General features: G+C 42.0%; 20 protein-coding genes. 16 read left to right on the plus strand and 4 right to left on the minus strand.

What is annotated here, in order from left to right:
* The first annotated feature begins 156 nt into the window (after positions 1-156).
* Genes QMD82_07260 through QMD82_07275 form a run of 4 tightly spaced genes read left to right on the plus strand, consistent with a single transcriptional unit; the run spans position 157 to position 5,306 of the window.
* On the plus strand, positions 157-2,211 hold the full coding sequence (locus tag QMD82_07260) for a prolyl oligopeptidase family serine peptidase (GenBank protein ID MDI6851712.1): 2,055 nt from the start codon (positions 157-159) through the stop codon (positions 2,209-2,211).
* On the plus strand, positions 2,208-3,521 hold the full coding sequence (trmFO, locus tag QMD82_07265) for a methylenetetrahydrofolate--tRNA-(uracil(54)-C(5))-methyltransferase (FADH(2)-oxidizing) TrmFO (GenBank protein MDI6851713.1): 1,314 nt from the start codon (positions 2,208-2,210) through the stop codon (positions 3,519-3,521). Before QMD82_07260 ends, trmFO begins: the two co-directional genes overlap by 4 nt.
* Positions 3,488-4,393, plus strand: a complete 906-nt coding sequence (locus QMD82_07270; protein ID MDI6851714.1) for a tyrosine recombinase — start codon at positions 3,488-3,490, stop codon at positions 4,391-4,393. Before trmFO ends, QMD82_07270 begins: the two co-directional genes overlap by 34 nt.
* Entirely contained in the window at positions 4,383-5,306 is a 924-nt protein-coding gene (locus QMD82_07275; protein MDI6851715.1) for a lysylphosphatidylglycerol synthase transmembrane domain-containing protein, read from the plus strand. Before QMD82_07270 ends, QMD82_07275 begins: the two co-directional genes overlap by 11 nt.
* On the opposite strand, the gene QMD82_07280 is transcribed toward QMD82_07275, so the two are convergent.
* Genes QMD82_07280 through QMD82_07290 form a run of 3 tightly spaced genes read right to left on the minus strand, consistent with a single transcriptional unit; the run spans position 5,303 to position 8,219 of the window.
* Positions 5,303-6,505, minus strand: coding sequence for a 2,3-bisphosphoglycerate-independent phosphoglycerate mutase (locus tag QMD82_07280; GenBank protein ID MDI6851716.1), 1,203 nt, complete (start codon positions 6,503-6,505; stop codon positions 5,303-5,305). The genes QMD82_07275 and QMD82_07280 overlap by 4 nt on opposite strands.
* A gap of 9 nt (positions 6,506-6,514) precedes the next feature.
* On the minus strand, positions 6,515-7,282 hold the full coding sequence (locus QMD82_07285; protein ID MDI6851717.1) for an ABC transporter ATP-binding protein: 768 nt from the start codon (positions 7,280-7,282) through the stop codon (positions 6,515-6,517).
* Complete coding sequence (locus tag QMD82_07290; GenBank protein ID MDI6851718.1) at positions 7,263-8,219, minus strand: iron ABC transporter permease; 957 nt, start codon at positions 8,217-8,219, stop codon at positions 7,263-7,265. Before QMD82_07290 ends, QMD82_07285 begins: the two co-directional genes overlap by 20 nt.
* 74 nt (positions 8,220-8,293) lie before the next feature.
* Here QMD82_07290 and QMD82_07295 point away from each other — a divergent pair, with 74 nt between their 5' ends.
* From QMD82_07295 to QMD82_07305, 3 genes are all read left to right on the plus strand, one after another.
* Entirely contained in the window at positions 8,294-9,550 is a 1,257-nt protein-coding gene (locus tag QMD82_07295) for a DUF1015 family protein (protein MDI6851719.1), read from the plus strand.
* A gap of 10 nt (positions 9,551-9,560) precedes the next feature.
* Positions 9,561-10,001 (plus strand): OsmC family protein, encoded by a 441-nt coding sequence (locus QMD82_07300; protein MDI6851720.1) that lies wholly within the window; start codon positions 9,561-9,563, stop codon positions 9,999-10,001.
* A 106-nt stretch (positions 10,002-10,107) separates the two neighbouring features.
* Complete coding sequence (locus QMD82_07305) at positions 10,108-11,214, plus strand: glycosyltransferase family 4 protein (protein ID MDI6851721.1); 1,107 nt, start codon at positions 10,108-10,110, stop codon at positions 11,212-11,214.
* On the opposite strand, the gene QMD82_07310 is transcribed toward QMD82_07305, so the two are convergent.
* A complete protein-coding gene (locus QMD82_07310; GenBank protein ID MDI6851722.1) occupies positions 11,211-12,656 on the minus strand; it encodes an oligosaccharide flippase family protein in 1,446 nt (481 codons plus the stop codon). The genes QMD82_07305 and QMD82_07310 overlap by 4 nt on opposite strands.
* Positions 12,657-12,882: 226 nt before the next feature.
* On the opposite strand from QMD82_07310, the gene QMD82_07315 reads away from it, so the two are divergent.
* The 9 genes from QMD82_07315 to QMD82_07355 all read left to right on the plus strand — a co-directional run bounded on the left by QMD82_07315 (position 12,883) and on the right by QMD82_07355 (position 25,405).
* The gene (locus tag QMD82_07315) at positions 12,883-13,341 is read left to right on the plus strand and encodes a hypothetical protein (protein ID MDI6851723.1); all 459 of its coding nucleotides are present in this window, start codon (positions 12,883-12,885) and stop codon (positions 13,339-13,341) included.
* Positions 13,338-17,867 carry a S8 family serine peptidase gene (locus QMD82_07320; protein ID MDI6851724.1) on the plus strand — a complete coding sequence of 1,510 codons (4,530 nt, stop codon included), beginning with the start codon at positions 13,338-13,340 and terminating at the stop codon, positions 17,865-17,867. The genes QMD82_07315 and QMD82_07320 overlap by 4 nt, the downstream gene beginning before the upstream one ends.
* Positions 17,868-17,961: 94 nt before the next feature.
* A complete protein-coding gene (locus QMD82_07325) occupies positions 17,962-19,302 on the plus strand; it encodes a hypothetical protein (protein MDI6851725.1) in 1,341 nt (446 codons plus the stop codon).
* Between the two features lie 172 nt (positions 19,303-19,474).
* A complete protein-coding gene (gene wecB / locus QMD82_07330; GenBank protein MDI6851726.1) occupies positions 19,475-20,569 on the plus strand; it encodes a UDP-N-acetylglucosamine 2-epimerase (non-hydrolyzing) in 1,095 nt (364 codons plus the stop codon).
* 13 nt (positions 20,570-20,582) lie between these two features.
* A complete protein-coding gene (locus QMD82_07335; GenBank protein MDI6851727.1) occupies positions 20,583-21,776 on the plus strand; it encodes a glycosyltransferase in 1,194 nt (397 codons plus the stop codon).
* Positions 21,754-22,611, plus strand: a complete 858-nt coding sequence (locus tag QMD82_07340; protein MDI6851728.1) for a methyltransferase domain-containing protein — start codon at positions 21,754-21,756, stop codon at positions 22,609-22,611. Before QMD82_07335 ends, QMD82_07340 begins: the two co-directional genes overlap by 23 nt.
* A gap of 8 nt (positions 22,612-22,619) precedes the next feature.
* A complete protein-coding gene (locus QMD82_07345; protein MDI6851729.1) occupies positions 22,620-23,936 on the plus strand; it encodes a flippase in 1,317 nt (438 codons plus the stop codon).
* Positions 23,937-23,979: 43 nt separating this feature from the next.
* The gene (locus tag QMD82_07350; protein ID MDI6851730.1) at positions 23,980-25,011 is read left to right on the plus strand and encodes a D-glucuronyl C5-epimerase family protein; all 1,032 of its coding nucleotides are present in this window, start codon (positions 23,980-23,982) and stop codon (positions 25,009-25,011) included.
* Positions 25,012-25,177: 166 nt separating this feature from the next.
* Positions 25,178-25,405, plus strand: a complete 228-nt coding sequence (locus QMD82_07355; GenBank protein MDI6851731.1) for a hypothetical protein — start codon at positions 25,178-25,180, stop codon at positions 25,403-25,405.
* Positions 25,406-25,611 lie beyond the last annotated feature (206 nt).

Consider the following 25,611-nt stretch of genomic DNA (forward strand, 5'->3'; position numbering starts at 1 on the left):
CTCGCCCTTCAAAACAAAACCCAACAGGTTGCGTTATCAAGTATTTTTGCCCATCATACATACCGCAGTACATTAATTAGATCCTCCCTGCCTTTTAAAACAAATTCATGTCCACAACCAATCCTTTATCATTTTAGCGTTCCAGAGGAGGTTCAAATGCTGGAGGTATTTATGACTATATTAACCCTTCTTTATCCTCCCACAAAAACCAAGGAGGTAGTTGATACCCTTTTTGGTGTTGAGATCAGAGACCCTTACCGCTGGCTGGAAAATGTAGATGACCCAGAAGTTAAAAAATGGATAGAAGAACAAAACGACCTTTCCTTAAAAACCCTCAAGGGCCTCAAAGGTTATAAAAAACTGTACAAAGAAATTGACAGGAACTTACGAAGAAAATACATATCCGCTCCTTCGGTTTATGAAGACATATATTTCTTTAACAAATATGACGGTAAAAGTAACCATTCCGTCATTTACATGAGCAAAGGAAAGTGGGACATAGAAAAAGCAAAAAAACTCATTGACCCGAACAAGTTCAGTAAAGATGGTCTTGTGGCTCTTGACTTTTTCTATCCCAGCCACGATGGAAAACTCATTGCCCTCGGTAAATCTTTCGGAGGTAGCGAAAACAGTACTCTTTACCTCTTTGATGTTGAAAAAGGCGAATACCTTCCCGATTCTATACCCGATACCAAGTGGACTTCCGTCGCCTGGCTTCCCGATAAATCCGGTTTCTATTACACAAGAAACACCGGAGGGGACAAATTCTTACCGCGGGTTTACTTCCACAAAATTGGAGACGATTATAGAAACGATAAATACGTCTTCGGAGAAGACCTGCCAGAAACCTGGATGCCCTCGATACATACTACTCGGGATAAGAGATTTCTCGTTCTGACCATAGAAAAGGGATGGTCACAAAACGACCTATATATCAGAAAAATTGACGGCGAAGAAGGATGGCAAAAGATAGCGGAAAACCTCGACGGAACCTTTTCCCTTGTCTCTTACGGAGATTATTTTTACATTCTAACCAGCTATAAGGCTCCGAGATACAGATTGATACGTGTTCCCATTGAAAATCCCGACATCGAAAAGGCGGAGGAGATTATCCCTCAAAATCACTGGGTTCTGGAAAACTTCTCCTTTGCCGGTGGAAAACTTATTTTCAGAGTAACGGACAGCACCTTTACCCGACTCTACATTGCGGACATCAACGGGAACATTGAATATGAAATTCCTCTTCCAGACAGGGGAAGTGCAGGTTTCACCATAGAGAATTACGAATCCCCTGTAATTTACATCTTCTTTCAGTCTTTCCTCTCTCCCCCCACCATATTCTCTTTCAATGTTAAGACAAAAGAAATAAAAAAAATCTGGCAACAAGAGGTAGACTTCAAGGTAGAAGACTTCGTCCAGGAATTCGTTATGTATCCCTCCAAAGATGGGACCTTGATACCGATGTACATTATACACAGAAAGGACATAAAGTTGGACGGCAATAATCCCGCCCTCCTTACCGGCTATGGTGGATTTGCAGCGGGAATGAGACCTTATTTTCTTGGAAATAATAGCTACTTCAAAAGGGGCTTTGTGTATGCTATAGCTTGCCTGAGAGGGGGAGACGAATTCGGCGAGGAGTGGCATAAACAGGGGATGAGGGACAAAAAGCAAAACGTTTTTGACGATTTTATAAGCGCAGCAGAGTACCTGATCCAGAAGGGATACACAAATCCTGAAAGGCTTGCCATATCCGGCGGAAGTAATGGCGGTCTCCTCGTTGGTGCGGTAATGACCCAGAGGCCAGACCTCTTTCGGGCTGTTTACTGCGGGGTTCCTCTCCTTGATATGATCAGATACCACAAATTTGGAGTAGCACATATATGGATACCAGAATACGGAAATCCTGATAATCCTGAGGATTTCAAATACTTGTACGAATACTCTCCCTATCACAGAATAGATAGAAACTTAGATAAGATTTACCCCGCAGTCTACTTCCACACCGCCGAATTTGATGGAAGAGTTCACCCTATGCATGCAATGAAAATGGCTGCAAAGATGCAGAATTTAGTAAAGACGAAGGGACCTGTTCTCCTTTATGTTGAGCCAAAAGCAGGACATGGTGCGGGTAAGCCGAGAAAAAAACGGATTGAGGACATGACCCTCTCCACAATTTTTACCTTGTGGCAACTTGGCGTCAAAATATGAATGTAGTGGTAATAGGTGGAGGGCTTGCAGGGAGTGAATGCGCAATCAATTTAGCAAAGGCAGGTATAAAGGTTACCCTTTATGAAATGAGACCATTGCGTTTCACCCCCGCCCATAAGACCCCATATTTTGCGGAACTTGTATGCAGTAATTCCTTAAAATCCACCGAACTTCATAATGCACACGGCCTCCTCAAGAAAGAAATGGAAATTTTAGGTTCAAAACTCTTAGAGTTTGCGAAAGAAAGCTCAATAGCCAGTGGAAGAGCTTTGGTTGTTGACAGAGAACTATTTTCAAAAAAAATAACAGAAACTATTGAATCCCATCCTATGATTAAAATAGTAAGGGAAGAGGTAACCTTTCTACCTGAAGCCGACTACATAGTTATTGCCACCGGACCTCTAACCTCTGATAAATTTGCAGAATTTCTCAAAGGCTTAATTGGTGAAAGTTTTTTAAACTTCTATGACGCTGTGGCACCCATTGTTACCTCAGAATCTCTGGATACAAGCAAAATGTATTTCAAAGACAGACACGGTGAACAGGATGATATTTATCTAAACATACCTCTCACCAGGGACCAATACCTTGCTTTTGTCGAAGAACTCAGAAAAGCCGAAATACATGAGCCGCATCTCGAAGAAGACAGAGACTATTTTGAGGCCTGCCTGCCCATCGAAGTGATGGCTAAAAGAGGTAATGAGACTCTTCGCTATGGTCCTATGCGTCCTGATGGGCTTACACCACCTGATGGAAGCAAGCCTTACGCTGTTGTTCAGTTACGTGCTGAAAACCGGGAGAAAACCCTCTTCTCCCTTGTCGGCTTTCAAACCCAGCTCAAAATCAAAGAACAGGAAAGGATTTTTCGTATGTTACCCGGAATGGAAAAGGCTGAATTTGTGGTATATGGAAAGGTCCACAGGAACACCTACCTTAACTCTCCCCGGGTTCTTGATGACTACCTGAGGCTGAAGGGAAAAAATAACATCTTCTTTGCCGGTCAGATTGCAGGTACAGAAGGGTATGTAGAAGCAATCTGGGGAGGGTTATTGGTTTCAATATTTATCAGAAAACTATACAAAACGGGAAAACTACCCGAGCTTCCACCCAAAACCACTATAACCGGTGCATTGCTCGATTACATTACCCACTACCCTTATCAGGACTTCAAGCCGATGAATGCCAACCTTGGCATTTTAAGTCCCGTAAATTTTAGAATCCGTGGAAAAGACAGAAGGATATATAAATCTCAAAGAGCAATAAGGGACATAATAAAATGGAAGGAAGAACACTTATCAGAGATTTTCTGAGCTACCTCAAAAACGAGAAGGGCTTTTCGGAAAACACGGTATCATCTTACGAAGATGACTTAAATCAGTTCTGGGAGTTCATGCGAGATGGCCTTGGGATTAGGGAAATGGAATTAGTGTCGAGAAACCACATAAGAGAATTTATCTCTGTCTTACTTAGAACGGGCTTTTCAAAAAGAAGTGTAGAAAGGAAGCTTTCCTGTCTCAGAACCTTCTTTAAATACCTCAAAAGGCTTGGAATCATAGAAAAGAATCCTATGTTGGGAATCAGAAACCCCAAAAGAGACCAATACCTACCCGACGTACTCCCTGAAAAGAGACTCAACGAATTCCTCGACTCCTGGGAGCCACAAACTCTCAACGACTTCAGAGATAAAGCCATAATTGAGCTTATGTATTCTTGCGGACTTCGTGCTTCAGAGGTGATTGAATTAAAGTGGGAATCTCTGAGAGAAAAGGAAAGAGAATTGAAGGTGCTGGGTAAAGGCAAAAAGGAAAGAATTGTACCTGTGGGTGAAAAGGCATTACAAGCCATAAACTCTTACAAAGAGAAGCTGTTAAAAGAAAAAGGGGACTTGAACGAATATATTTTCGTAAACAAGTTTGGCAATAAACTCACCCGGAGGTCTCTCTGGGATATTATCAATAAAAGATTTGAAGCCCTCGCAAAACTGTATGGCGTTCATCCACATTCAATAAGACACAGTTTTGCCACTCACCTCTTAAACCACGGTGCAGATTTAAGATCTATTCAGGAACTTTTAGGCCATAAATCCCTCTCCACCACCTCGGTTTATACCAACCTCCCATTTTCGGCCCTTTTAGAGGTCTATAAGAAAACGCATCCAAGAGGTAAAGAGGATGAAAAATAAAGTACTTTTATGGCTTGGATTTGTCCTCAGTTTCCTTTTTTTAGCCTTGGTTTTGAAAGACTTTGAAGTAAAAAAACTTTACGAGATTATAAGCAGACTGAAAATCTGGCCACTCCTCGTTGCATCATTAACATTTTTTATAAGCTATTATATAAGGGGCTTAAGATGGAAATACCTCTTTCCCGAGGACCACGAAATTGACGTAGAAACCGCCGTAGGATCTTTTTTTATAGGAAGTTTCGGTAACAACATATTTCCTGCACGACTGGGAGACGTTTGGAGAATAGTGCTCCTTCACCAAAGAAATGGAATCCCCAAAAGTCTTGTCCTCGGAGCCACTGTTGTAGAAAGAATTTTTGACACCATTGCCATATTGATATGCGGAGTTGTTGCACTATTCTCATCAAACCTCCCCCGTTTCTATCGATACACCTTATTTGGACTCTTTATCCTTGTTGTATTTTCTATTTTTATAGCCTGGTATCTTGAAGAAAAATATCAGGACAAAATTAACTTACCAGCAAAACTTGTCTGGGTCATTAAAAACCTGAAACTGGCAATGAAACCTCTAAATAGCCCATCAAAATTTCTGAAAACCCTGGCAATCACCCTTTTCTCATGGGCTATTGAAGTTATGAGTTTTTACTACTTCTTTTACGCCTTTGGAGTAAAAACCTCAATCGCATTTTTGGCGCTTGTAGCGTTTTTCTTAAACATTGCCCTTTCAATTCCTTCTGCCCCTTCAAACATTGGAACCTTTGAATACGGATTTGTTCTTGCCGGAACTTTATGGAATTATGACAAAAGTGGGATTTTTACTATAGCCCTCGTAGTCCATTTCTTCAGGTTCGTAGTAAGGTCAATACCAGGGATATACTTTTCTTCAATCTGGCACTTTAAATTAAAATCTTAAGCTCCCCACTTCTTAAGTTTCAAACCCGCCGCCATGGCAATAGGAAGGAGGTGATACGCATACATAATACCCAGAGAACCTCTTGTACAATTCCTCTCTGTAAACCTCTCAATCCCGTCAAATCCCATATTCCTTGAATGTATGAGAAGCGGATTAGGGTGCCATGAGTGGGATTTAAGCAGGGAAGGCGTGGAATGATCGCCGGTAATCACAAAAACATCAGGATTTAAAGAAAGAATTTCGGGCAGATAGGAATCCAGCTCTTCAATGTATTTCACTTTTTTCAGGAAATCGCCATCTTCCCCAGCTTTATCTGTATATTTGTAATGAAGGTAGACAAAATCGTATTTTGCAAAATGGGCTTTGAGGTAATGGACAAGGTCAACAAAACTTTCACCTACGTCGGGAGTATCCATGCCAAGAATCCTCGTGATCCCTTTGTACATAGGGTAATTCGCTAGTGAGAGGGCCTTCATCCCTGTCTTTTCTTCAAAACTCTCTACCTTCGGCTTCAAGGAATATCCCCTGAGAAGGACCCCATTGGCCTTCTCCTCATCCTTCAAAACTTCAAGGACTTTATAAACCAGCCTATTTACAATTTCCGCTGTCTTTTCAGCTTCTTTTTCGTAAGCCTTCGCCTCCAAAAGCTTCATACCTTCTTTCTGGGGATCGGTATCGCTAACCCTGTCATGTAAATCCTTACCTTTTAATATGATTACGAACCTATGTTCTTTTCCCGGCAAAAAAGTAACTTTACAATCGTCAATATCCCTTATGTTTTCCGAGAGTTTCTTCACAATCCTCTTCATCTCTTCCGTTTCAATCCTTCCTGCCCTTCTATCGGTCACAACTCTATCCTCTGTGATGGTGCAAAAGTTCGCCCTGATCGCAAGTTCGTCATCGGACATAATATAGCCAATACCATAAGCCTCAAGGGCTCCTCTTCCAATCTCAACTTCCTCCGGATTGTATCCAAAGAGGGAAAAGTGGGCAGGCCCGCTTCCTGGCGTTATACCGTACTCCACAGGGATAGTTAAACCAAGAACTGAATGTGGGGCAAGATTATCAAGATTTGGAGTTCTCGCATATTCCAATTCCGTTTTGTTTTCAAAGTCGGGATGTGGAATCCCCCCAAGGCCGTCAGCCACGAGGAATAAAATCTTAGAATTATTCTTCTGGTAAAGTTCTCTTATCTTCATTGCCGCCTCCTAAAAGGTTTCCTCAAAAATAAGGTCATCATTGACCCTTTTAATTTTAACGTTAAACACCCTTTCCAAAAGTTTAAAATCCACATTTTCCCTCTTGCCAAGGTACTCTACCCTCCCGTCGTTTAATACGAGGAGTTCATCGGAAAACCTATAAGCAAAATTTATGTCATGAATAATTGCAATTACGGTCTTCCCATTCGCTTTCATTCTTCTCAAAGCGCCAAAAAACCAAAGCTTATGATCTATGTCAAGGTGGGCTGTAGGCTCATCCATAATTAAAATTTTTGAATCCTGGGCAATCATCCTTGCTATCCTTACCCTGGCAAGCTCACCCTGGGAGAGCTCCCACAGATACTTTTTACCAAGTTTATGAGTCTGCGTAATTTTTTTCGCAGTCTCAATAATGGAATAGTCAATATCACTCAACCCCGCAAAGCCAGTAATATAAGGATACCTCGCCAGCTCCAAATAATCATCCACCCTCAACACCTCATTATAGATAATCTCCGTTGATGGAAGGGCTGAAATGTACTTAACCAGCTCCTTGCGGGGATAGGAGTTAATATCTCTACCCCATACCAAAACTTTATTATGCTCGGGTTTTATAATACCTGTGAGCAGTCTAAAAAGGGTCGTCTTCCCGGAGCCATTGGGACCAATAATAGATAAGAAAGTACCCTGTTCCACTGAAAAGCTAACATTCTTAATCAGAGGTTCAAAGAATTTAACATAAGAGAAGCTGAGGTCCTTAACCTCTATTACCTTCATTTCTCTGCCTCCACACAATCCAGAAAAAGAACGGGACCGCAAAAATACCCAGAATAATACTGAGAGGAAGTTCCACCGGTGCAACCACTCTCGAAACCGAATCCGCAACAAGTAGCATTAAAGACCCTCCAAGCCCACTCACCGGCAAAAGCACCGCGTGCTTACCGCCGATTATCTTCTTTATAATATTTGGAACCATAAGCCCTACAAATCCTATAGCCCCTGTGATTGAAACAATCAGTGCGGTACTTGCCGAAGTGGTAAAAAAAACCATTATCCTTATTTTATTTACATCAATTCCCAGGCTCAACGCCTCAGGATCGCCCAAGGTAATTGCATCCAGCTCTTTCGTTTTTAAAAGAGGTAGTGAAGCTACAATAAGCGCTAAGAACAGAGTGATAACAAGGAGAGGCAGTTCGCCTTCTGTAACTATCACTCCCGTAAATCCCCAGAGTATGTAAAGAATCTCCTCCAGTACTTCCCTTTTCAGCACCAGAAGATAAAAAACAATTCCATTGAAGAAAAAATTGAGAAAAAGTCCACCAAGAATAAGCAGTTCTTTAACAAGACTGCCCTTTACCCTTGCAAGGTAATAGATAAAGAAAATGGCAAGAACAGAAAAGATAAAAGCCGGAATTGAAAAGACAAACTGCAAACTTATGCCTGCAACCTTAGAAATTGCAATACCCAAAAGAGCACCCGAAGAAACGCCAAGAATATAGGGGTCTGCCAGAGGATTTTGAAGAATTGTCTGGAGCGATACACCCGATATTGCAAGCACATAGCCTGCAACAAAAGTGACCACAAACCTGAGAATCCTCAGCCTTAAAATCTCCTCGGAAGGTGTCTTAAAAGTAAAATTGGTCACGTAAAGGTAGCTAAAAACAAAGAGCACAAGGAGTAAGACAATCAAATAAATGTACCAATATTTTCGCATATAGATTATTTTAAAGTGCTCACTTTGATTGGACAAAAGCTTTTTCTTATAATCTTAATAGAAGGAGGAGTGAAATGTCAATTGTGAAACCCTTTAAAGCCGGAAGACCCAAAAGGGAGTTCGTAGAACAAGTTAATTGCCCACCTTACGATGTTATTTCTGTGAAAGAGGCAAAGGAACTTTACAAAAAGAGTGAACTCAGCTACGTCAAGGTAATAAGGCCTGAGGTTCACTTCCCCGATGATTTTGACCCATACAGAGAAGAGGTCTATTTAAAGGGAAAGGAAAACCTGCATCAATACTTTAAAGATGGCATTTTCTTTGTAGAAGATAAACCCTCCTTTTACATTTACGAAGAAATAATGGGAGATATTAGACAGGTCGGCCTCGTGGGAGTCTTCTCCTGCAAAGAATACGAAGAAGGGAAAATTAAGAAACACGAATTAACAAGGGAAGAAAAAGAAATCGACAGAGCCAAACATATTGACATTCTTGGTGCCCAGACAGAACCGGTATTTCTTGCATACAGATCCATGGAAAAGCTGGATAACCTGATTTTTGAGGGTACAAAGTTCCCAAAGGAATACGACTTCGTTGCCGATGGAGTAAGGCACATTCTTTATCTTGCCAACGATGAGGAATACATAAATGAAATTCAAAAACTCTTTGCTGAACTACCTCACCTTTACATTGCCGACGGCCATCATCGTTCCCAGGCTGCCTGGAGAGTTATGAAGTGGAGAAGTGAACGAAATCCAAATCACACAGGTGAAGAACCTTATAACTTTTTCTTAGCCGTTGTTTTTCCGCATAAGGTTCTGCATATAATGGATTACAACAGAGTGGTAAAGGACCTTGCAGGACTCAGTGAAGAAGAATTTCTAAACAAACTTAAAGAAAAATTTGAAATCGAACAGCTGAATGTAAAAGGCAATGATGCCAAACCAAAATCAGTCCACACCTTCAGCATGTACCTAAATGGCAGATGGTACTCATTAAAGGCAAAATCTGCCATCATTAAAGAAGACGACCCTATAAATTCTCTGGATGTAAGCATCCTTCAAAATGAAGTCTTAGATCCCCTTCTTAACATTAAAGACCCAAGGAGAGACAAAAGAATAGACTTCGTGGGCGGAATAAGGGGGCTTACCGAACTTGAAAAATTGGTAGACAGCGGAGAATTCAAAGTTGCCTTTGCCCTTTATCCCACCACTATGGAGCAACTTCTCAGGGTGGCAGACGCAGGTATGATCATGCCACCCAAATCCACCTGGTTTGAGCCAAAACTGCGTAGCGGATTATTCTTACATCTTTTAGATCCCATACAGTAAGGGGGTCACTATGCCAACAATTAAAAATATAAAAGTAGATGCCAAATGGGCGGGCAACATGCTTGTAGAACTAAAAGCCCGGGACCTGGTCCAGTACGTGGACCAACCAGAAGCTTCAGGAGGTACCAACAAGGGGATGACCCCCCTTGAGTATGTCCTCGGTGCCCTGACGAGTTGCATTATAACCATCGGATTAATAATTGCCAAGCAAAAAAGACTCGAAATTAAGGGACTCTCGGCATCTGCAGAAGGTGAAATTGACTACGACGTTCTGATGGGTAAGACCGACAAGCCCCGCGCCGGTTTTTACAAGATTAAGGTCAACGTTAAAATTGATGCGGACATGAGCAAAGAAGAAAAAGAAAAATTCTTGAAAGAAATTGAGTCTCGGTGCCCGGTAGCGGATAACCTCCTCAACCATACGGAGGTAGCAGTAGTACTGGAAGAATAAAAAATTTAATACGAATATTCTTACTGCGCGATTTATTATATCAATTTTAGTGTATAACGATATTTAAGGTTTTTTCATAACGTCTGGTTTATAATCTTTTATGTAAATGAAAGTCTTTCTTCTTTCCAAAGTAAATTCTACACACACTATTCGCTGGGCGAATGCCCTTGTGGAAAGAGGGATCAAAGTTCTCGTTTTTGGCCTTGAAGACCTAAAACTCAAAGACAATCCTTACCTCCCAGAAATCATAGTAAAAACCGCGAGCATTGACGAACCTAAACATGGAGGGTTAAAGGGAAAAATAAACTACTTAAAAGCGTTACCAAAAGTAAAATCTGCGATAGAAGAATTCAAACCTGATGTACTCCATGCCCATTACGCCTCAAGCTACGGACTTATCGGAGCCCTCACAAAATTCCACCCCCTTATTATTTCCCTCTGGGGTTCCGATGTGTTTGACTTTCCCAAAAAATCTTTTTTAAATGCCCTAATTATCAGGCATAACCTGAAAAAGGCTGACAAAATTACCTCAACCTCCATCACAATGGCAAGAGAAGCTACCAAGTACACTGCAAAAAAGATCGACGTCGTCCCTTTCGGTGTAGACATTGAAACTTTTAAACCCTTTGAGGTAAAAAAGGTCTTTACGGAAGATAGCGTAGTAATCGGAACTGTTAAGTCTCTGGAAAAAAAATACGGCATTGATACTCTAATTTCAGCCTTTGCCCTTTTAAAAAGAAAATCTAAGGAAAATTTAAATCTTCTCATTGGGGGCGATGGTCCTGAGAGAGAAAATCTAAAACAGCTCGTAAAAGAGTTGAAGGTGGAAGATTCCGTAGTCTTCACAGGCTACATACCACATGCTCAGCTTCCCAAATATATGAACATGATTGACATCTTTGTTCTTCTTTCAAGAGTGGAAGAAAGTTTTGGTGTCGTTGTTGTTGAAGCCATGGCGTGTGGAAAGCCCGTTGTGGTCTCAAACAAGGGCGGATTGCCAGAGGTCGTTGAAGAAGGTGTAACCGGATTCGTTGTGCCTGCGGAAAATCCCAAGGCCACAGCTTCTGCCATTGAAACCCTCATTAAGGATAAGGAACTCAGAAAATCAATGGGCAGGAGAGGGAGAGAAAGGGTCTTAAAACTTTACAACTGGAAAGAAAACGTAAGCAAAATGATTGAGATTTATGAAGAACTGCTAAAACAAAAAGCCTAAGGCTTTTTAAGAAACTTTCTAACTTCCTTAATCCCTATCTTAACCAGGTCGGAATACACCAGACAAAGGGCAAAAATAGCTAACAAACTGACTCCGCCGACAATCAGAGCGTCCCTGACAAAAGTTGCAATAAAGCTTGCCACCCAGAGGATTCCAATGGCAGTGTAGATCTTTTTCAAGGGATACTTGACCGGATAAAGTCGCATGGAAATGAACGCTTCTATGGTAAGAAGCACTATAAAGGAAAGGCCGGTTGAAATAGCCGATCCTCTTGCACCGAGCTTCGAAACCATCAGATAATTCAAAACCGAGTTGATAAGTAGGCAAATACCATCCGATACAATAAACCAGTAGGTTTTTTTCAGAAAGTTGATACCCCTTGCGGTAACTGCCAGAATACTTGAAATCACAGGCGGAAAAAGAAGAAAAGGCAAAACCAGTGAAGCAGGCCTATAATCTTTTGCCATGATATAAAACAAAAGGTCTTTGAATGTTATTACAAATAGAGCGAAGAGAACCATTACAAAGCTGATTACATTTGCAGCATCAATAAACAGCTTCCTATTCTCTCGGTCTTTTTCATATGTTTCATAGGCAACGGGAAACCAGAAGTTCTGAAAGCCAGAATTGATTAGATACATCACATAACTAAGCTTAAATGCAACACCAAAGTAGCCAAGCTCGGTAAAAGTTGAATAAGTCCGAAGAAAAAATCTCGAAACCCATTGAAAAAGCCACCACAAAAGGGCCGAGGGAAGTAGTGGTAACCCATAAATGGCAAGTTTTTTTAATAAATCAAGATCAACCTTAACTGGAAGAAGATTTGAATGTTCAAAAATTGTTCCCACCAAAAAAGAAATCGCATTGCCAAAAATCTGGCCCCAAACAATTGCATAAAAGTTTCTACCAAAAAACAAAGCATAAAGAATTGTTACACCAACGTTAACAATCGACTGAGTTACAAAAACCATAGAATAAAGGAATCCTTTCTTCTGCATTCTGATGACCGCAAGGTTATAGGTTTGAAGCAATCCTGTAATCACTGAAAGGGAGACAAGGGCAGCAATAGGGTGGTTTTTATCCCCTATTAAAAAGAGAGAAAGACTTTCATTGAACCGATAGAGGAGAAGGGAGATAATTAAAACGATTGTTAGAGGTGGAAACAAAGAGGTCCAGAAAAGGACCGAACGTTTGTTCTCTCCAACCTCGTAGAAGAAGCGAACAAAACTCTGATCAAATCCTGCTAAAATAATTACAAGGAGAAAAGAGTAAATCGTTGAATACATGGTGGATTTTCCAAACTCTTCAGGCGAAATAAGAAAAGTAATTACAGGAATGGAAAAAAAGTTGATTATTGCCTGAACCCAGACGCCGAGGGAGAAAGAGAAAAAGAGCCTTAACGCCTCTTTAAAATTCAGCCTTTTAAAATCACCCCTTTCCATAAAAGCTTTAGAGTGTAAATTATAACCTTAAACTCTCGCAAAATGCAGGAATTTTGTGAAAAGTGTTGGGGTTCAGCCAATGCCCAATTAAATTGAGCGAAGTAAATCATAATTTTTTCTTTTTGTCTTCCCGCAATAATTTTTAAAAACTGTTCAGATTTTTGACACTTGAATTTGTTATTTTCACCCTATAAAATTTACACTCAGTATTAAGGAGGTGTTATATATGTGGTTAATCTTACTGTTTATCCTGCAGATTCCACCTGAAAGGGTGGAACTCAAAGTGCTTGATGTTCATTTAGAGCCCGTTCCTTCCCGTCCTCCCATCCTCTTTGAGCAAGATACCATCATCTTGCCAGAGGTAAGGGAAGACATTCCCACTCTACCTGCGAAAATCAGAAAAGCTCCAGAACTTAAGAAAGTTGAAATTCCCTTTAACGAAGTACTGTACCAATCCATCTCTCAGAATACGATTTCCACATATAGGGAAAGAGTTAAAAACGCTATAAAAAGTGGTGCCAGCGACAAAGAAATAACGAAGCTCAAAATGGAAATGGAAAAAACCATACTAATGCAAAGGCTTGAAGTATCAAAGATGGAAGGCAAGGAAGAAGAGGTACAAAAAATCAAAAGAGCACTATCCAACCTTGAAAACCTCATGAAAACTGTGGAGGTGGAAAGATGAACGTATTATTGATACTTCTGCTCACTTTGACTGACGTCTATACAAAGATGGGAAATTCCCTCCGGGAAAAGATCCAGGGGATGAAGGAAAACGAAAAGATTCCTGTTATCGTCTTCATGAAGCAGAAATATGACCTTTCCAAATTCAGAGAGGATGATTACGACGGCAAGAGAAAGTACATGATGAAAACCGCAGAAGAATCACAGAAACCCGTCGTTGACTGGCTGAAATCCATCGGAGAGATAGAAAACTTAAAACAGTTCTTCGTTATAAATGGATTTGCCATTAAAATATCTAAGAGCGCCCTCATCGAACTTTTGAAGAGAGACGATGTAGCCTATGCCATTGAGGACGAGTACAGAAAATTAATACCAGAAAAGGAGCAAAACTACACGAAAGCATCATACCCCACAGGTTCAACGGAAGTTCCTTGGGACAGACAGATAATGCAGGCGGATAAGGTGTGGAAAGACTTAGGATACGAGGGCGAAGGCATAGTAGTAGGAATTATGGACTCAGGAGTAGATGTTGAGCATCCGGCATTAAAGGACAATTGGAGAGGTGTTGCAGGCTGGTATGATGCTGTAAACGGAAAGTCCTACCCTTACGATGACAACATGCATGGAACCGCCTGTGCCAGCATTCTTGCAGGTAAATACAACCTCGGCGTAGCACCGAAAGCAATGTGGATTGCCGTAAAAATTCTTGCCGATAGTGGTGTTGGTACCTCAAGTCAGATTTTATCGGGTTTCAACTGGATTGCAGGTCTACCAGACAGTTTAAAACCGAGGATAGTGTCTAACTCCTGGGGATTATCAGATTGGGATGACGTAACCTTCTTTGCGGCGTGCAGTACCTGGAAGGCACTGGGCATTTTCCCTGTTTTTGCAATAGGAAACGAAGGTTCAGACCCAACATTACAATCTGTCCCCGGTACTTATCCCACGGTACTTGCCGTGGGTGCCACCGACCAGTACGACCAGATTCTTAATTACAGCTCAAGAGGCGGTGCTCCAGATCTTGCAAGGTGGAATGACACAGACAACTGGTATGCAGCGGACTGGAACAGGCACAAACCAGACGTTTGCGCACCCGCTGACCCTGTTTGGGCAGCATACCCCGGAGGAGACTTTATTAACGACTTTAACGGCACTTCTTCCGCTACACCCCATGTAGCCGGAGAAGCAGCACTTATTCTGTCAAAGAACCCGGATCTTAACCTTTCGCAACTTTACCTCACTATTAGAAACAACGTCCAATTAATCCAGCCCCAGCATTACGACTTTCCCAATGATACAACCGGATGGGGTAGAGTTGATGCATACAGGGCGGTTTTGAACACGCCGGTTCCAACGAAATCCAACGTTATAATCCTTGATTATTCCATTGACGATAGATTAGGAAACAACGATGGAACCCTACAGCCGGGTGAAAGGGTTTATCTAAATGTCAGATTCAAAAATAGGGGAATCCCAGCAACCTCTGTAAGCGCCTCTCTCGTCTTTGACACCATACCAGATTTTACCCATTATGTCACATACAACGTTCGAACGGTATCCCTCGGTTCTATGGGAAGGGATGAAGTGAAAACGGCAAGTTTTGAGATAACACTTGACGCCAATGCTCCAATAGATGAACACCTATACTTTACCGTCAAAGTAATTTCAAACGATGCAACAAGATATCTGTTCTTGAACGTTCCCATAACGGCCGAGAGCTACCCTGCCCGGTCGGACAGCCTTAAATATGACAACAACAGCCCCGAATATAATCCTGGAAACGATGATGAATATGCCAGTTACAACTATTTCGCTATGAGATTTGAAACTGCTGGACCATGCAGGTTAGACTCTTTGAGGGTCTACTTTGATGGTACAGCAACCAATGAAACCCTTTTCGTATGGAAACACAATCCATATTACAATGCGCCCGATACGGGAATATACGGATATGCCTTAATAAACGTTAATACTGCAGATGCGTGGACCAAGGTAACCCTCCCCTCCCCCATTTACATCACCCAGCCTGGCTGCTTCTGGATAGGGATTCGGAAAAATGATGCTTACTCAGTACCCTATCAGGATGGAGACGGTGCAAGCACCGTTAATTTAGCAACCAATAATAGGCTTGATCCTTCTTCGTGGTGGGGGAGAACTTATTGGTACGACTTCTGTATGAGGGCCTTTGTCTATTATACAGAGGATATAACTGCACCACAATTTATTGAAGTAACATCCTCACGACTTGATGATAGCTACTATGGAAATGATGATGGCTACATCGACCCAGGTGAAAGGGTCTCTCTCAAAGTTTCAGTCAAAAATATAGGAATCACTGCCCAGGATGTGGTGGGCTATCTCTCACCTATTGGGGCAACTGCCGATAGCGTTCAGATAATCAAAGATACTGCCTATTTCGGCACTGTTTATAAAGGTGAAGGTACAAACGACAGTGACCCATTTATTATAACATTCACGAAATTAAGTGGACTTTCCGGGTTTGACCCATCATTCCGTCTCATCCTTAGCTACAAATACGGACTTGAATTAAGAGAACAAAAGGAAGATACGCTAATCTTCACTCTCTCCGGACCCTACACAACAAGCCCGGGCGTTTGGTATTGGTATCCAATGGGTACTGGATATGGGTTCCTGTTCGACAATTATCCAAGTGGAACCTATTACTGGGCCACTTATGCTCAATTTGGGCCTGGAGTAAACGATTCAATACTAGTGGACAGTGTTGATATTTACGGATACAACGACGGAAACTCGAGCAGTAATATGTACCTTTACCTCTGGAATCATAATTCATCAGCAGGAACTCCCGACGGTGCACCCTTTTACACGAGTGTTGCAATAAGTGTTCCTAGAAGGACAAGTCAATCTTACTCCGTAGAACTAAACAAGAAAATACCTTCGACTTTTTGGTATGGACAAAACTCAAGTGTTGGAGCGACAGGAACTGGTTTACAACCTCCCTTCTGGTCCTCCCCATTTATCGGTGTAAACTATACGTTAGTAAGCACATCAAACAATACGTGGAATAGCTCAACAATTCTTGGTTATGTACCAGTGCCACTCTACATGTACTTCAAAATACAGCATAACCATCCAACCCTCTCCTACTATACCCCCGATAACTGGGATAGCCCGATTGTCCCATCCAACACAAATTCAACCACACTTCCTTCAATCTTAAAGGGTGATACAACGGTGTACATTTCAGGCTGGGTAGCATTAAACAGAAGCAATGTACCGGCCGAAGTGCCTTCTAATAGCACGCTCAAAAACATCATGTTCCTTAACGATTATGGGCTTGCTCAGGTCACACTACCGGGTCCCGATAATATACCTGCATGGAATTACATCTCTTATCAGGGTTATGTAGACACAATACCCGCTGGAAGACACAGCTTGGCATACAAGATTGACTGGGACAATGTAGTGCCCAGCAATATTTTTAACAAGTACTTAAGATGGTGGGGAGAGCAGTATGTATTTGCACCCATCGGCTATCTCAATTACAACACGCCAACCTGGTCCACATATGCGCCACACATGTACACCATCGGCTCGGGATACACACCAAATGTAAGAGCTTTCCGTATCAAAACTGTTCCATCCCAATGGACCCTCGTGGCCATTAAGAACTCTAAATATGGTGCCAGTAGTGACTCTATAGACCTTGACCTCAAGATTTTTGAAGACGCACCTTCATCACCAAAGGAAGGTCTTGAGCACCCCGTAGCAGTCTCCTCCCTTGGCCCTGACAAAATTGATTTCGTAGCCATCTGGTCTACAAGCGAAAAGGACCTCTATCCCGGCATCTACACCTTCGGCACAGTAAGAGACAGCTTCCAGATAATCACATCCAAGTCTTCCATTGGCTATATTGTTACAAATGGCACAGGAATACTGGACGTCACCTTAGCAGACGGCCAGTTTGCCTATGTTGAAAATGTGATATTCCCCGAAGGCGCCAGCCCAACCCTACGGGTTGATGTCCCCGACGGCAACGCAGACATCGCCCTTTACCTCTTCTCAAAGAAAAATCTACCAGCAAATTATGCCAATCCTCTCCAGTACGTGGCAATGGCAGATGCCAATGGCGTTGGAGGAAGTGAGAGTGTTACTTACACTTCCCCGTCAGGTGATGACACCACAGCCCTCGTGGTAATTGTAAAATCTACAACAGGTAAGGCACCCGTAACCATCAGATTCAACAACATTGTCATTCTGCCCGTTGAGGAAAATGCCGATAACTTCATTAACTCCCTAACATACACCATACCAACCATATCAAAACCTGGAAACTCCATTGTAGTGACTTCACCCACCCTCCTACCTTTCTGCGTGAGACTTTACGACGTCACCGGCAGAGAAGTTGCCACCCTCTTTGATGGACTGGTCAACAAGGGCAAGACCTCCATCCGCATACCTTCAAGCCTAAAGGCCGGTGTCTACTATGTGGAAGTGAAATCCGGAAACAATAGAGAAATCCACAGAATGATAGTGGTAAAATAGGAAAGAGAGCTGACCAGCTCTGTGCGGGCCACCCTTCGGGTGGCCCGCACTTTTTTAACTTCCAAAAACGTCACAAAAGCCTCAAAATAAAACCATGCTCATTTTAATCCTTCTCCTTACATACACCAAAAACATAAATGACGATCTTTTAATTGAAAAAGCTTTGATAGAGCAAAATTACCAGCTTTACAATATTAGATTCTCCTATCCATCAAGGTTCATTACCAGCCTCTTATACGATTACAACCCATCAAAACCTCTCTCCTTCTGGATAAATCTCGAAACAAACATAAAAAACAAGTCTTCCATTGACCTTTATGCTACTTTCCTCTACGACAGACTAAATCATGGGATTGTAATTGAGCCAATTTTCAGAACCGGTAGTACCGAGGGATGGCCATACCTAAAATGGCACGACAAAATCGCCGGTGCCTTCTCCCGCGCCTATTTCTTTTATGACCGAGCCCCTTTAACCCTTTTTATAGGGAGAAACCGCCTTCAGTTGAACCTCGAAGGACTCCTTGCAGAAGAAGACCCACCCACAGAGCTGTTCTTCGCCTCTTACCACACCCCGCACATCGACTTCTCATTTTTCACTGGGCAACTGGACTCAAAGGTGACTCAGGATTCTACCTCTTTGTATCCACCGGGCAGACTATTCAACAGGTACATCTCCGGACATTCCGTAGAGCAAAAAGGCAAAAATTACTCCCTTTCTTTTTCAGAAATTGCAATCTATTTCACCGAAACAAATCGACCTGATCCCTATTTTCTAAATCCTTTTACCCTTTACCACACCCGATTCCTTGATACTGAAGAATGTGGAGAACACAACGTTTTCTGGATTCTGTCAGCGAATTATTGGGGTGCGAAATTTTTTTCGCAGTTTGAATTTCTCATTGACGACTGGCACATTCCCGACGTAGACGTATGGGGACCAAACAAATTCGCCTGGATATTTAGAACTTACTTCCTCGATCTACCCATAAAAGGAATGCAATCAGGAATTTCCTACACCGGAGCTACAAGGTGGGTCTATGTACACAGGTGCGACCTCCTCTACTTCAACAATAAATCAGAAACAATGGGGAGTTTAAACGACAACGATTTTGACAGCCTATCTATTTTCTTTAGAACGCCCGTCCTGACTCAGAAAAGCTGGGTAAAACTCACCCTTTCTTACAAAAGAAAAGGAGAAGGCTCCATCAAGGACAAAGACTATACTTACTACATGGATTCTGAACGTCCAAAAACCTTTCTCTCGGGGATCGTTGAACACCGACTTGGAAGCAACATTAGTATGGAGTTTCAAAGCAAAAGAAGCAGATTTTTTATCAACCTTAACTTTCAAAAAATCTTAAACAAAGAACACAGAGAAGGTGAAAGTGCCTCTGAATTCTCCGCTAAGTTCTACGTCTCAACAAAAATTCTATAAAATCTCCCTTTTAAAGCGTGTATGTACTCAATAGTGGCGTTATAATTCTTTCACAAGAAAAGCCTCAGAGCGGATTTTTGCGTTATGGAAGCAGGCCTAAAAAAGATTGTTTGTATCTCGTACCAAAAAGCGCATCCATTTAAATTTACAAAAAGAATTAAAAGGTAGGTAAATGAAAATTGTTGACATAGTTGGAGCACGCCCCCAATTTATAAAACTTGCCCCGATATTAAAGGCAATTGAGAAACACAACGCAGAAAACCCCGATAATAAAATAACCGAGGTTCTCGTCCACACCGGACAACACTACGACTACGAGATGTCCCAGATCTTTTTTGACGAACTCGGACTCAAAGAACCCGATTATCACCTTGGTGTAGGTTCCGGAACCCACGCCTACCAGACGGGCGAAATCCTGAAACACACTGAGGAGGTTCTCCTTAAGGAAAAGCCAGACCTTGTAATGGTTTACGGTGATACCAATAGCACCCTTGCAGGTGCCCTTGCTGCTGTGAAGTTGCATATTCCGGTTGCACATGTAGAGGCTGGACTGAGAAGTTTCAACAGGAAAATGCCGGAGGAAATAAACCGTATCCTGACCGACCACATTTCCACCTTACTTTTTTGCCCTACTGTAACAGCTGTTGAGAATCTGAAAAGGGAGGGTATTGAAAAAGGAGTTCATCTTGTAGGTGACGTAATGTACGATGCCGTGCTTCTTTACCTGGATCTTGCCGAGAAAAAATCCAATATTTTAGAGCGTCTCAACTTAGAAGCAAAGTCTTACGCGTTGGCAACGGTGCACCGTGCGGAGAACACAGACAACAACGGCAGGCTTGAAGGCATACTTAAGGGATTGGAGAGCATCGCCGAGGATGGGCTTCCTGTGGTCTTTCCTGTACATCCAAGAACGAGAAAGAAGATAAAAGAAGCGGGGTTCACAATAAGGAAAATAACACTAATTGACCCCGTTTCTTACTTAGACATGTTAATTTTAGAGAAGAACGCCAGGGTGATATTAACGGATTCTGGAGGTGTGCAGAAAGAAGCCTTTTTCTTCCGTGTCCCCTGTGTTACGTTGAGGGAGGAGACCGAGTGGGTGGAAACGGTAGAGACGGGATGGAATACTCTGGTGGGGTGTGAGCCGGAGAGGATAGTCAAGGAGGTAAGGGAAGCAAGGAGAGGAATGGAATCAGCCTCGCCATATGGCGATGGAAAGTCCGCTGAAAGAATAGTTAAACTTTTGAATTCAACAGGCAGAGAATGAAATGAATAAGGAGATGTGCAAACAATCTGAAGTAGAGGCACAAAAGAGACTTAAGATCCTTCATATTGCCGAATGGTATCCTTCTAAAAAAAACCCAGTGGCCGGGATTTTTGTACGAGAGCATGTAAAAGCAACCGCCCTTTACAACGATGTGGCGGTGATATGTAATGAAGGAGTAGAAACGAACATCCGCGGTTTATACCAGATTGAGGACAATATTGAAGATGGCATCCGCACACTAAGAGTGCAATACAAAAAATCACCGATTCCTAAAACTACATACTTAATCTACTTGTGGGCTGTGTTTCGTGCTTTTCGTAAGCTTCTTAAAGACGGATTTCGCCCAGATATTATCCATGCCCATGTCTATGAAGCGGGCGTTCCAGCAGTACTTATAGGAAAACTTTATGGACTTCCAGTGATTATAACAGAGCATTTCAGTGGCTTTCCGCGCGGATTGGTTCGGGGGATTCAGAAATTGAAAGCAAAATTTGCCTTTGAGCAAGCAGATCTTGTATGTCCGGTGAGCGAAGATTTAAAGAGACATATTGAGTTCTACGGGATTCGGGCACGATTTCATGTTGTTCCCAATGTTGTAGATACCTCGCTCTTCCATCCCGCCGAGAATGAAGACCGTGCACAAGAAGGAGACAAGAAGCATTTGCTGCTTGTAGCTCTCCTCGATCCCATAAAGGGTATCCCGTATTTGCTTGAGGCTTTGGCCCGTCTTAAAGAGAAGCGAGATGACTTTGTCCTTGACATCGTCGGTGACGGGCCAAACCGGGCTGAATATGAAGAATTGAGCTATAAGCTTGGATTACAGAATATTGTCCGTTTTCATGGCTTGAAGACCAAACAGGAAGTTGCTGAGTTTATGAGAAAAGCTGACGTGTTTGTGCTACCCAGCGAGTGGGAGAATCTACCATGTGTTTTGATTGAAGCGATGGCATCCGGACTTCCGATAGTCGCTACTAAAGTAGGGGGTATTCCTGAGATTGTCAATGAAAAGATGGGATTTCTAGTCCTTCCTAGGGATACAGAAGCATTGGCTAGAGCCATTGACTACATGCTGGATCACTATCAGGATTATTCTACCGAAGAGCTTTTTAAATATGCCCGCGGGCGATTCAGTTATGAAGCTATAGGCAAGCAACTCAGCGAAATCTATAAGGTGGTGATAGCTGATGAAAAAGAGAGATTTGGATAATCCCCATTTAATAAGGTTACCCAAAGATATCGAAATTGTTATTGGGAGAACGGCTTACATCTTGGAAATATGCCAGAATAAGAGAGTTTTGCACTTAGGCTGCGTTGATGAAGGTTTAACCAAAGAAAGGCTTGAAGCAGGAACTTTGCTGCATATACAATTGTTATCAGTCGCAAAGGAAGTCTATGGGGTGGATATAAGCGAAGAGGGTTTGAACTTACTTCGGCGGGCAGGAATACCTAACCTTATTTTAGGGAATGTGGAGCAGCTAGATCAAATACCAGAACTACGAGGAGAAAAATTCGATGTTATATTAGCTGCAGAGATCATTGAACACCTAAATAATCCGGGGTTATTCCTTCAATCAGCTAAGCACCTCTTTCATGAGAATAGTATAATGGTTATCACAACACCGAACGCATATCGAATTACAGGGTTCGGATACAGATTAAAAGGTTTAGAATTTGTTCATCCAGACCATAATTACTGGTTCTCTTGGAGCACATTGACGTCATTACTGTCAAAGAATGGCTATCAGATCATAGATGCGCGGCTGTACAGCTTTATAGACTACAAGCATCCCTTAATCCGAAGTTTGGTACGGAAGATAGTTAAAAAGAAGCCTTCACGACCAGTGACTGCTAAAAAAGCGGGTTGCACCCCGGGGACTTCTTCTCTATGTAGTGAAAAGATCATATACAGGATTGGATCACGGGTTAGAGGTGCCGTTGAAATATTAAGCCGGCGATTGCTGTATAAATTGAATCCTTTTTTTGCCGATGGCCTGATTTTTGTCGTTAAGCCAATGGCCGGTTTGAAGGATACGGAGAGATAATTTTGGGCATGTTCACTAAAAACACAGCCATTACCTTTACTACGGGGGTTCTAAACCTTGTCCTAGGAATTGCTACCTCCGTCATTCTCGCCAGAGTTTTAGGGCCAGAGGGAAGAGGTATCTATGCGCTTGCTATCCTTTTACCCTCTCTTATTGTGACTTTTGGCAACCTTGGGATTGGGCCTGCAACGGCCTATTATGTTGCACGAAAAGAATTTCGTAGAGAAGAGATATTTGGAAACAATATTTTGCTCAGCATTGCAATAAGCATTGTAGGCACTTTAGTAGGGTTGATTTTAGTCATATTTTTTCATGATACTGTATTTCCCGGTGTTGCTCCAAGATACCTTCTTATGGCGCTACTCCTTGTGCCCTTACAGATATTTTCCACCTATACCCAGTACATTCTTCTTGGCGCCCAACAAATCAAAGAATTCAATTATGTCCAGATTGCGTACACAGCTTTATTTCTTGGCTTAGTAGTACTTTTATTGCTAATTTTCCGAAGAGGGGTAAACGGCGCAATATTCTCCAACATCCTTGCCTCCCTAGCGACGTGTGTTTTGATATTTCTTATTGCTAAACAAATTTCAGAAGGAATTGACCTCAGACCTAACAGAACCTACATCAAAGGTGCTGTCACATACGGTATACAGGCACACATTTCAAACATTCTGGGATTCCTCAATTACAGAGTGGATTTGTTTCTTGTTAATTTGTTTCAAGGACCAACTGCAGTAGGTTTATACACTGTGGCAGTTGGACTTGCTGAGAGATTATGGATGGTATCACAATCTGCAAGCACAGTTCTCTTTCCCCGTGTTGCTGCGGAAAGTGAAGAAGAAAGGCGAAAGGAATTCACTCCCTTAGTTGCCAGAACTGTGCTCTGTACTACTGCTATTGGTGGGCTTGTCCTTGTATTTCTCAGCCGCTGGATTGTACTTTTGCTCTATTCCGAGGCTTTCCTTCCAGCAGTAGGAGTTTTGCGGGCACTACTTGTTGGGATTATTACTTTAAGCGCTGGGCGTGTATTGTCAAACGACATTGCCGGTAGGGGATTCCCAAGGTTGAATATTTACACAGGTATTGCCGCAGTGGTCACCAACATCGTTTTAAACCTACTCTGGATTCCCCGCTACGGAATCGTTGGCGCTGCCTGGGCTTCAACTGTTTCTTATACTGTGTCGTTCTTGATGGCTCTCTTCTTCTATTGCCGCCTCTCTGGTAATCACTGGACAAAGGTGGTTTTACCACAGCGAGGCGATTGGGCTATCTACAGGCAGGCAATAGCAACTATTATTCTTCGCGGCCGCCAAAAACGATGATAACATTTCAAACTACTATTTAAAAGCAAAAGGGGAGGGAGAAATGAAAATCAAAAGAAGCGTAATTGCAGTATTATCTCTCTGCCTATCATTGATTTTGGCTTCTTACACCGATGGTTTTATAAGGCCAGGTGTACTTAAGTTTTTCAATGGAATCAAAGGAAAAGGTTTTAAGCTTACTCCTCAAGTAGAAGTGAGAGAAAATGGAATCCCAATTACAATTTACCCAGATCTTGGGCCCCAAATAAATCCAGTGAACATTGCCCAACAGGCATTAACTTACTGGGACAAAGGGCAATATAATTTGTTCTTGAAGATTGCCAACTGGTTTTGCGAAAACACCTTTGAACACGATAGTTTCGCCGTGTGGCAATACCAATTCCCCTGGAAATCCTACAATATGACCCCCCCATGGGTCTCCGGAATGGCACAAGGGCTTGCCGTTGACGTTTTAGGCCGGGCTTATCACTTAACCGGAAATGAAATATACCTGAACACAGCAAAAAAAGCATTGAAAGCATTTTTAGTACCCATAGAAGAAGGTGGCGTAAGAACCGAAGATTGGTGGTATGAGGAATATGCTGATGTTGGGGGCAAAAATCCCCGAGTTCTCAATGGAATGATTTATGCCTTACAAGGTATCTATAACTTTTGGATTATTACAGGTGACTCCCTGGCTAAGATGATTTTTGATAACGGCCTCAGTAGCTTGAAAAAAAATCTCTCAATGTATGATGCGCGAGGTTGGAGTTATTACGATGCACTCCACAACATCGCAAGTGAACATTACCACCGAATTCACATAAAGCAGATGGACTGGCTTTATGAGATCACTGGAGATACTCTATTCGCTCACTATGCAGTTGATTGGAAAGGCGACCTTCATTCACCTCTCCGCTTCATATTAGTAGTATTGATGAAGGGCCCTCAAGAATCAGATATTGCAGTCCTCATTATAAACTTTATCGGAATCTACCTTTTAATTGTTATAATCAACTCAATCATAAAAGCCTCCAGAGAAAAAAACAAGGGGAAAGAGAGCTCACACGAATTCTTTCAAGGAAAACTTCTTTAAAAACTCCGCATCAGGGAGTTTATGCTACCAGGAAACTCGCATTTACTTGGATCTGCAAAATAAAAATAGTCTTATAGCATTCTTTTTGCTTTTACAACCCACAAATCCTATAATAATGCTTATACGTGAGCGTATGTTGCACATATATCTACATACATAGGTTGCTATGAGTAAGATGCGGAGCAAAAATGCATCTCTTAGAAAGTTCCACTCAATCTTCACGAATTCTAAAAATCCTTCTGAAGAAGCTAAGATGCATGGAAGTAAGTTTATTTTGTTACCTCTTAACAAAGCCAACACTTACTACCTTATAAAACCCCATTCTGAAACTACTAAGAAAGGGTTTACCACTTTTACAAACTCGTCACACATGGCACAGAAAACAAAATTATAAATTTGCCAGCCTAACATAAAAGGAGACAAAAAGTAGTGAGAAAAAAGGTGCTAATTGTCAGTTATCACTTCCCACTTTCTACCCTAAGCATAGGCACTTTAAGAATGAGAGGGCTCGCTAAATATTTACCAGAGTATAATTGGGAACCGGTCATTCTCACCGTAGCCGCTCCTGAAGAGCCAGAATCCCGTTTCAGAGTCATACAA

Source organism: bacterium (assembly GCA_030019025.1).
Taxonomy (GTDB): Bacteria; Hydrothermota; Hydrothermia; order UBA1063; family UBA1063; genus UBA1063.

Bases quoted from the DNA above. Each gene is read 5' to 3' on its own strand.
- QMD82_07260 (MDI6851712.1), top strand. From the start codon at position 157: ATGCTGGAGGTATTTATGACTATATTAACCCTTCTTTATCCTCCCACA.
- trmFO (MDI6851713.1), top strand. From the start codon at position 2,208: ATGAATGTAGTGGTAATAGGTGGAGGGCTTGCAGGGAGTGAATGCGCA.
- QMD82_07270 (MDI6851714.1), top strand. From the start codon at position 3,488: ATGGAAGGAAGAACACTTATCAGAGATTTTCTGAGCTACCTCAAAAAC.
- QMD82_07275 (MDI6851715.1), top strand. From the start codon at position 4,383: ATGAAAAATAAAGTACTTTTATGGCTTGGATTTGTCCTCAGTTTCCTT.
- QMD82_07280 (MDI6851716.1), bottom strand. From the start codon at position 6,505: ATGAAGATAAGAGAACTTTACCAGAAGAATAATTCTAAGATTTTATTC.
- QMD82_07285 (MDI6851717.1), bottom strand. From the start codon at position 7,282: ATGAAGGTAATAGAGGTTAAGGACCTCAGCTTCTCTTATGTTAAATTC.
- QMD82_07290 (MDI6851718.1), bottom strand. From the start codon at position 8,219: ATGCGAAAATATTGGTACATTTATTTGATTGTCTTACTCCTTGTGCTC.
- QMD82_07295 (MDI6851719.1), top strand. From the start codon at position 8,294: ATGTCAATTGTGAAACCCTTTAAAGCCGGAAGACCCAAAAGGGAGTTC.
- QMD82_07300 (MDI6851720.1), top strand. From the start codon at position 9,561: ATGCCAACAATTAAAAATATAAAAGTAGATGCCAAATGGGCGGGCAAC.
- QMD82_07305 (MDI6851721.1), top strand. From the start codon at position 10,108: ATGAAAGTCTTTCTTCTTTCCAAAGTAAATTCTACACACACTATTCGC.
- QMD82_07310 (MDI6851722.1), bottom strand. From the start codon at position 12,656: ATGGAAAGGGGTGATTTTAAAAGGCTGAATTTTAAAGAGGCGTTAAGG.
- QMD82_07315 (MDI6851723.1), top strand. From the start codon at position 12,883: ATGTGGTTAATCTTACTGTTTATCCTGCAGATTCCACCTGAAAGGGTG.
- QMD82_07320 (MDI6851724.1), top strand. From the start codon at position 13,338: ATGAACGTATTATTGATACTTCTGCTCACTTTGACTGACGTCTATACA.
- QMD82_07325 (MDI6851725.1), top strand. From the start codon at position 17,962: ATGCTCATTTTAATCCTTCTCCTTACATACACCAAAAACATAAATGAC.
- wecB (MDI6851726.1), top strand. From the start codon at position 19,475: ATGAAAATTGTTGACATAGTTGGAGCACGCCCCCAATTTATAAAACTT.
- QMD82_07335 (MDI6851727.1), top strand. From the start codon at position 20,583: ATGTGCAAACAATCTGAAGTAGAGGCACAAAAGAGACTTAAGATCCTT.
- QMD82_07340 (MDI6851728.1), top strand. From the start codon at position 21,754: ATGAAAAAGAGAGATTTGGATAATCCCCATTTAATAAGGTTACCCAAA.
- QMD82_07345 (MDI6851729.1), top strand. From the start codon at position 22,620: ATGTTCACTAAAAACACAGCCATTACCTTTACTACGGGGGTTCTAAAC.
- QMD82_07350 (MDI6851730.1), top strand. From the start codon at position 23,980: ATGAAAATCAAAAGAAGCGTAATTGCAGTATTATCTCTCTGCCTATCA.
- QMD82_07355 (MDI6851731.1), top strand. From the start codon at position 25,178: ATGAGTAAGATGCGGAGCAAAAATGCATCTCTTAGAAAGTTCCACTCA.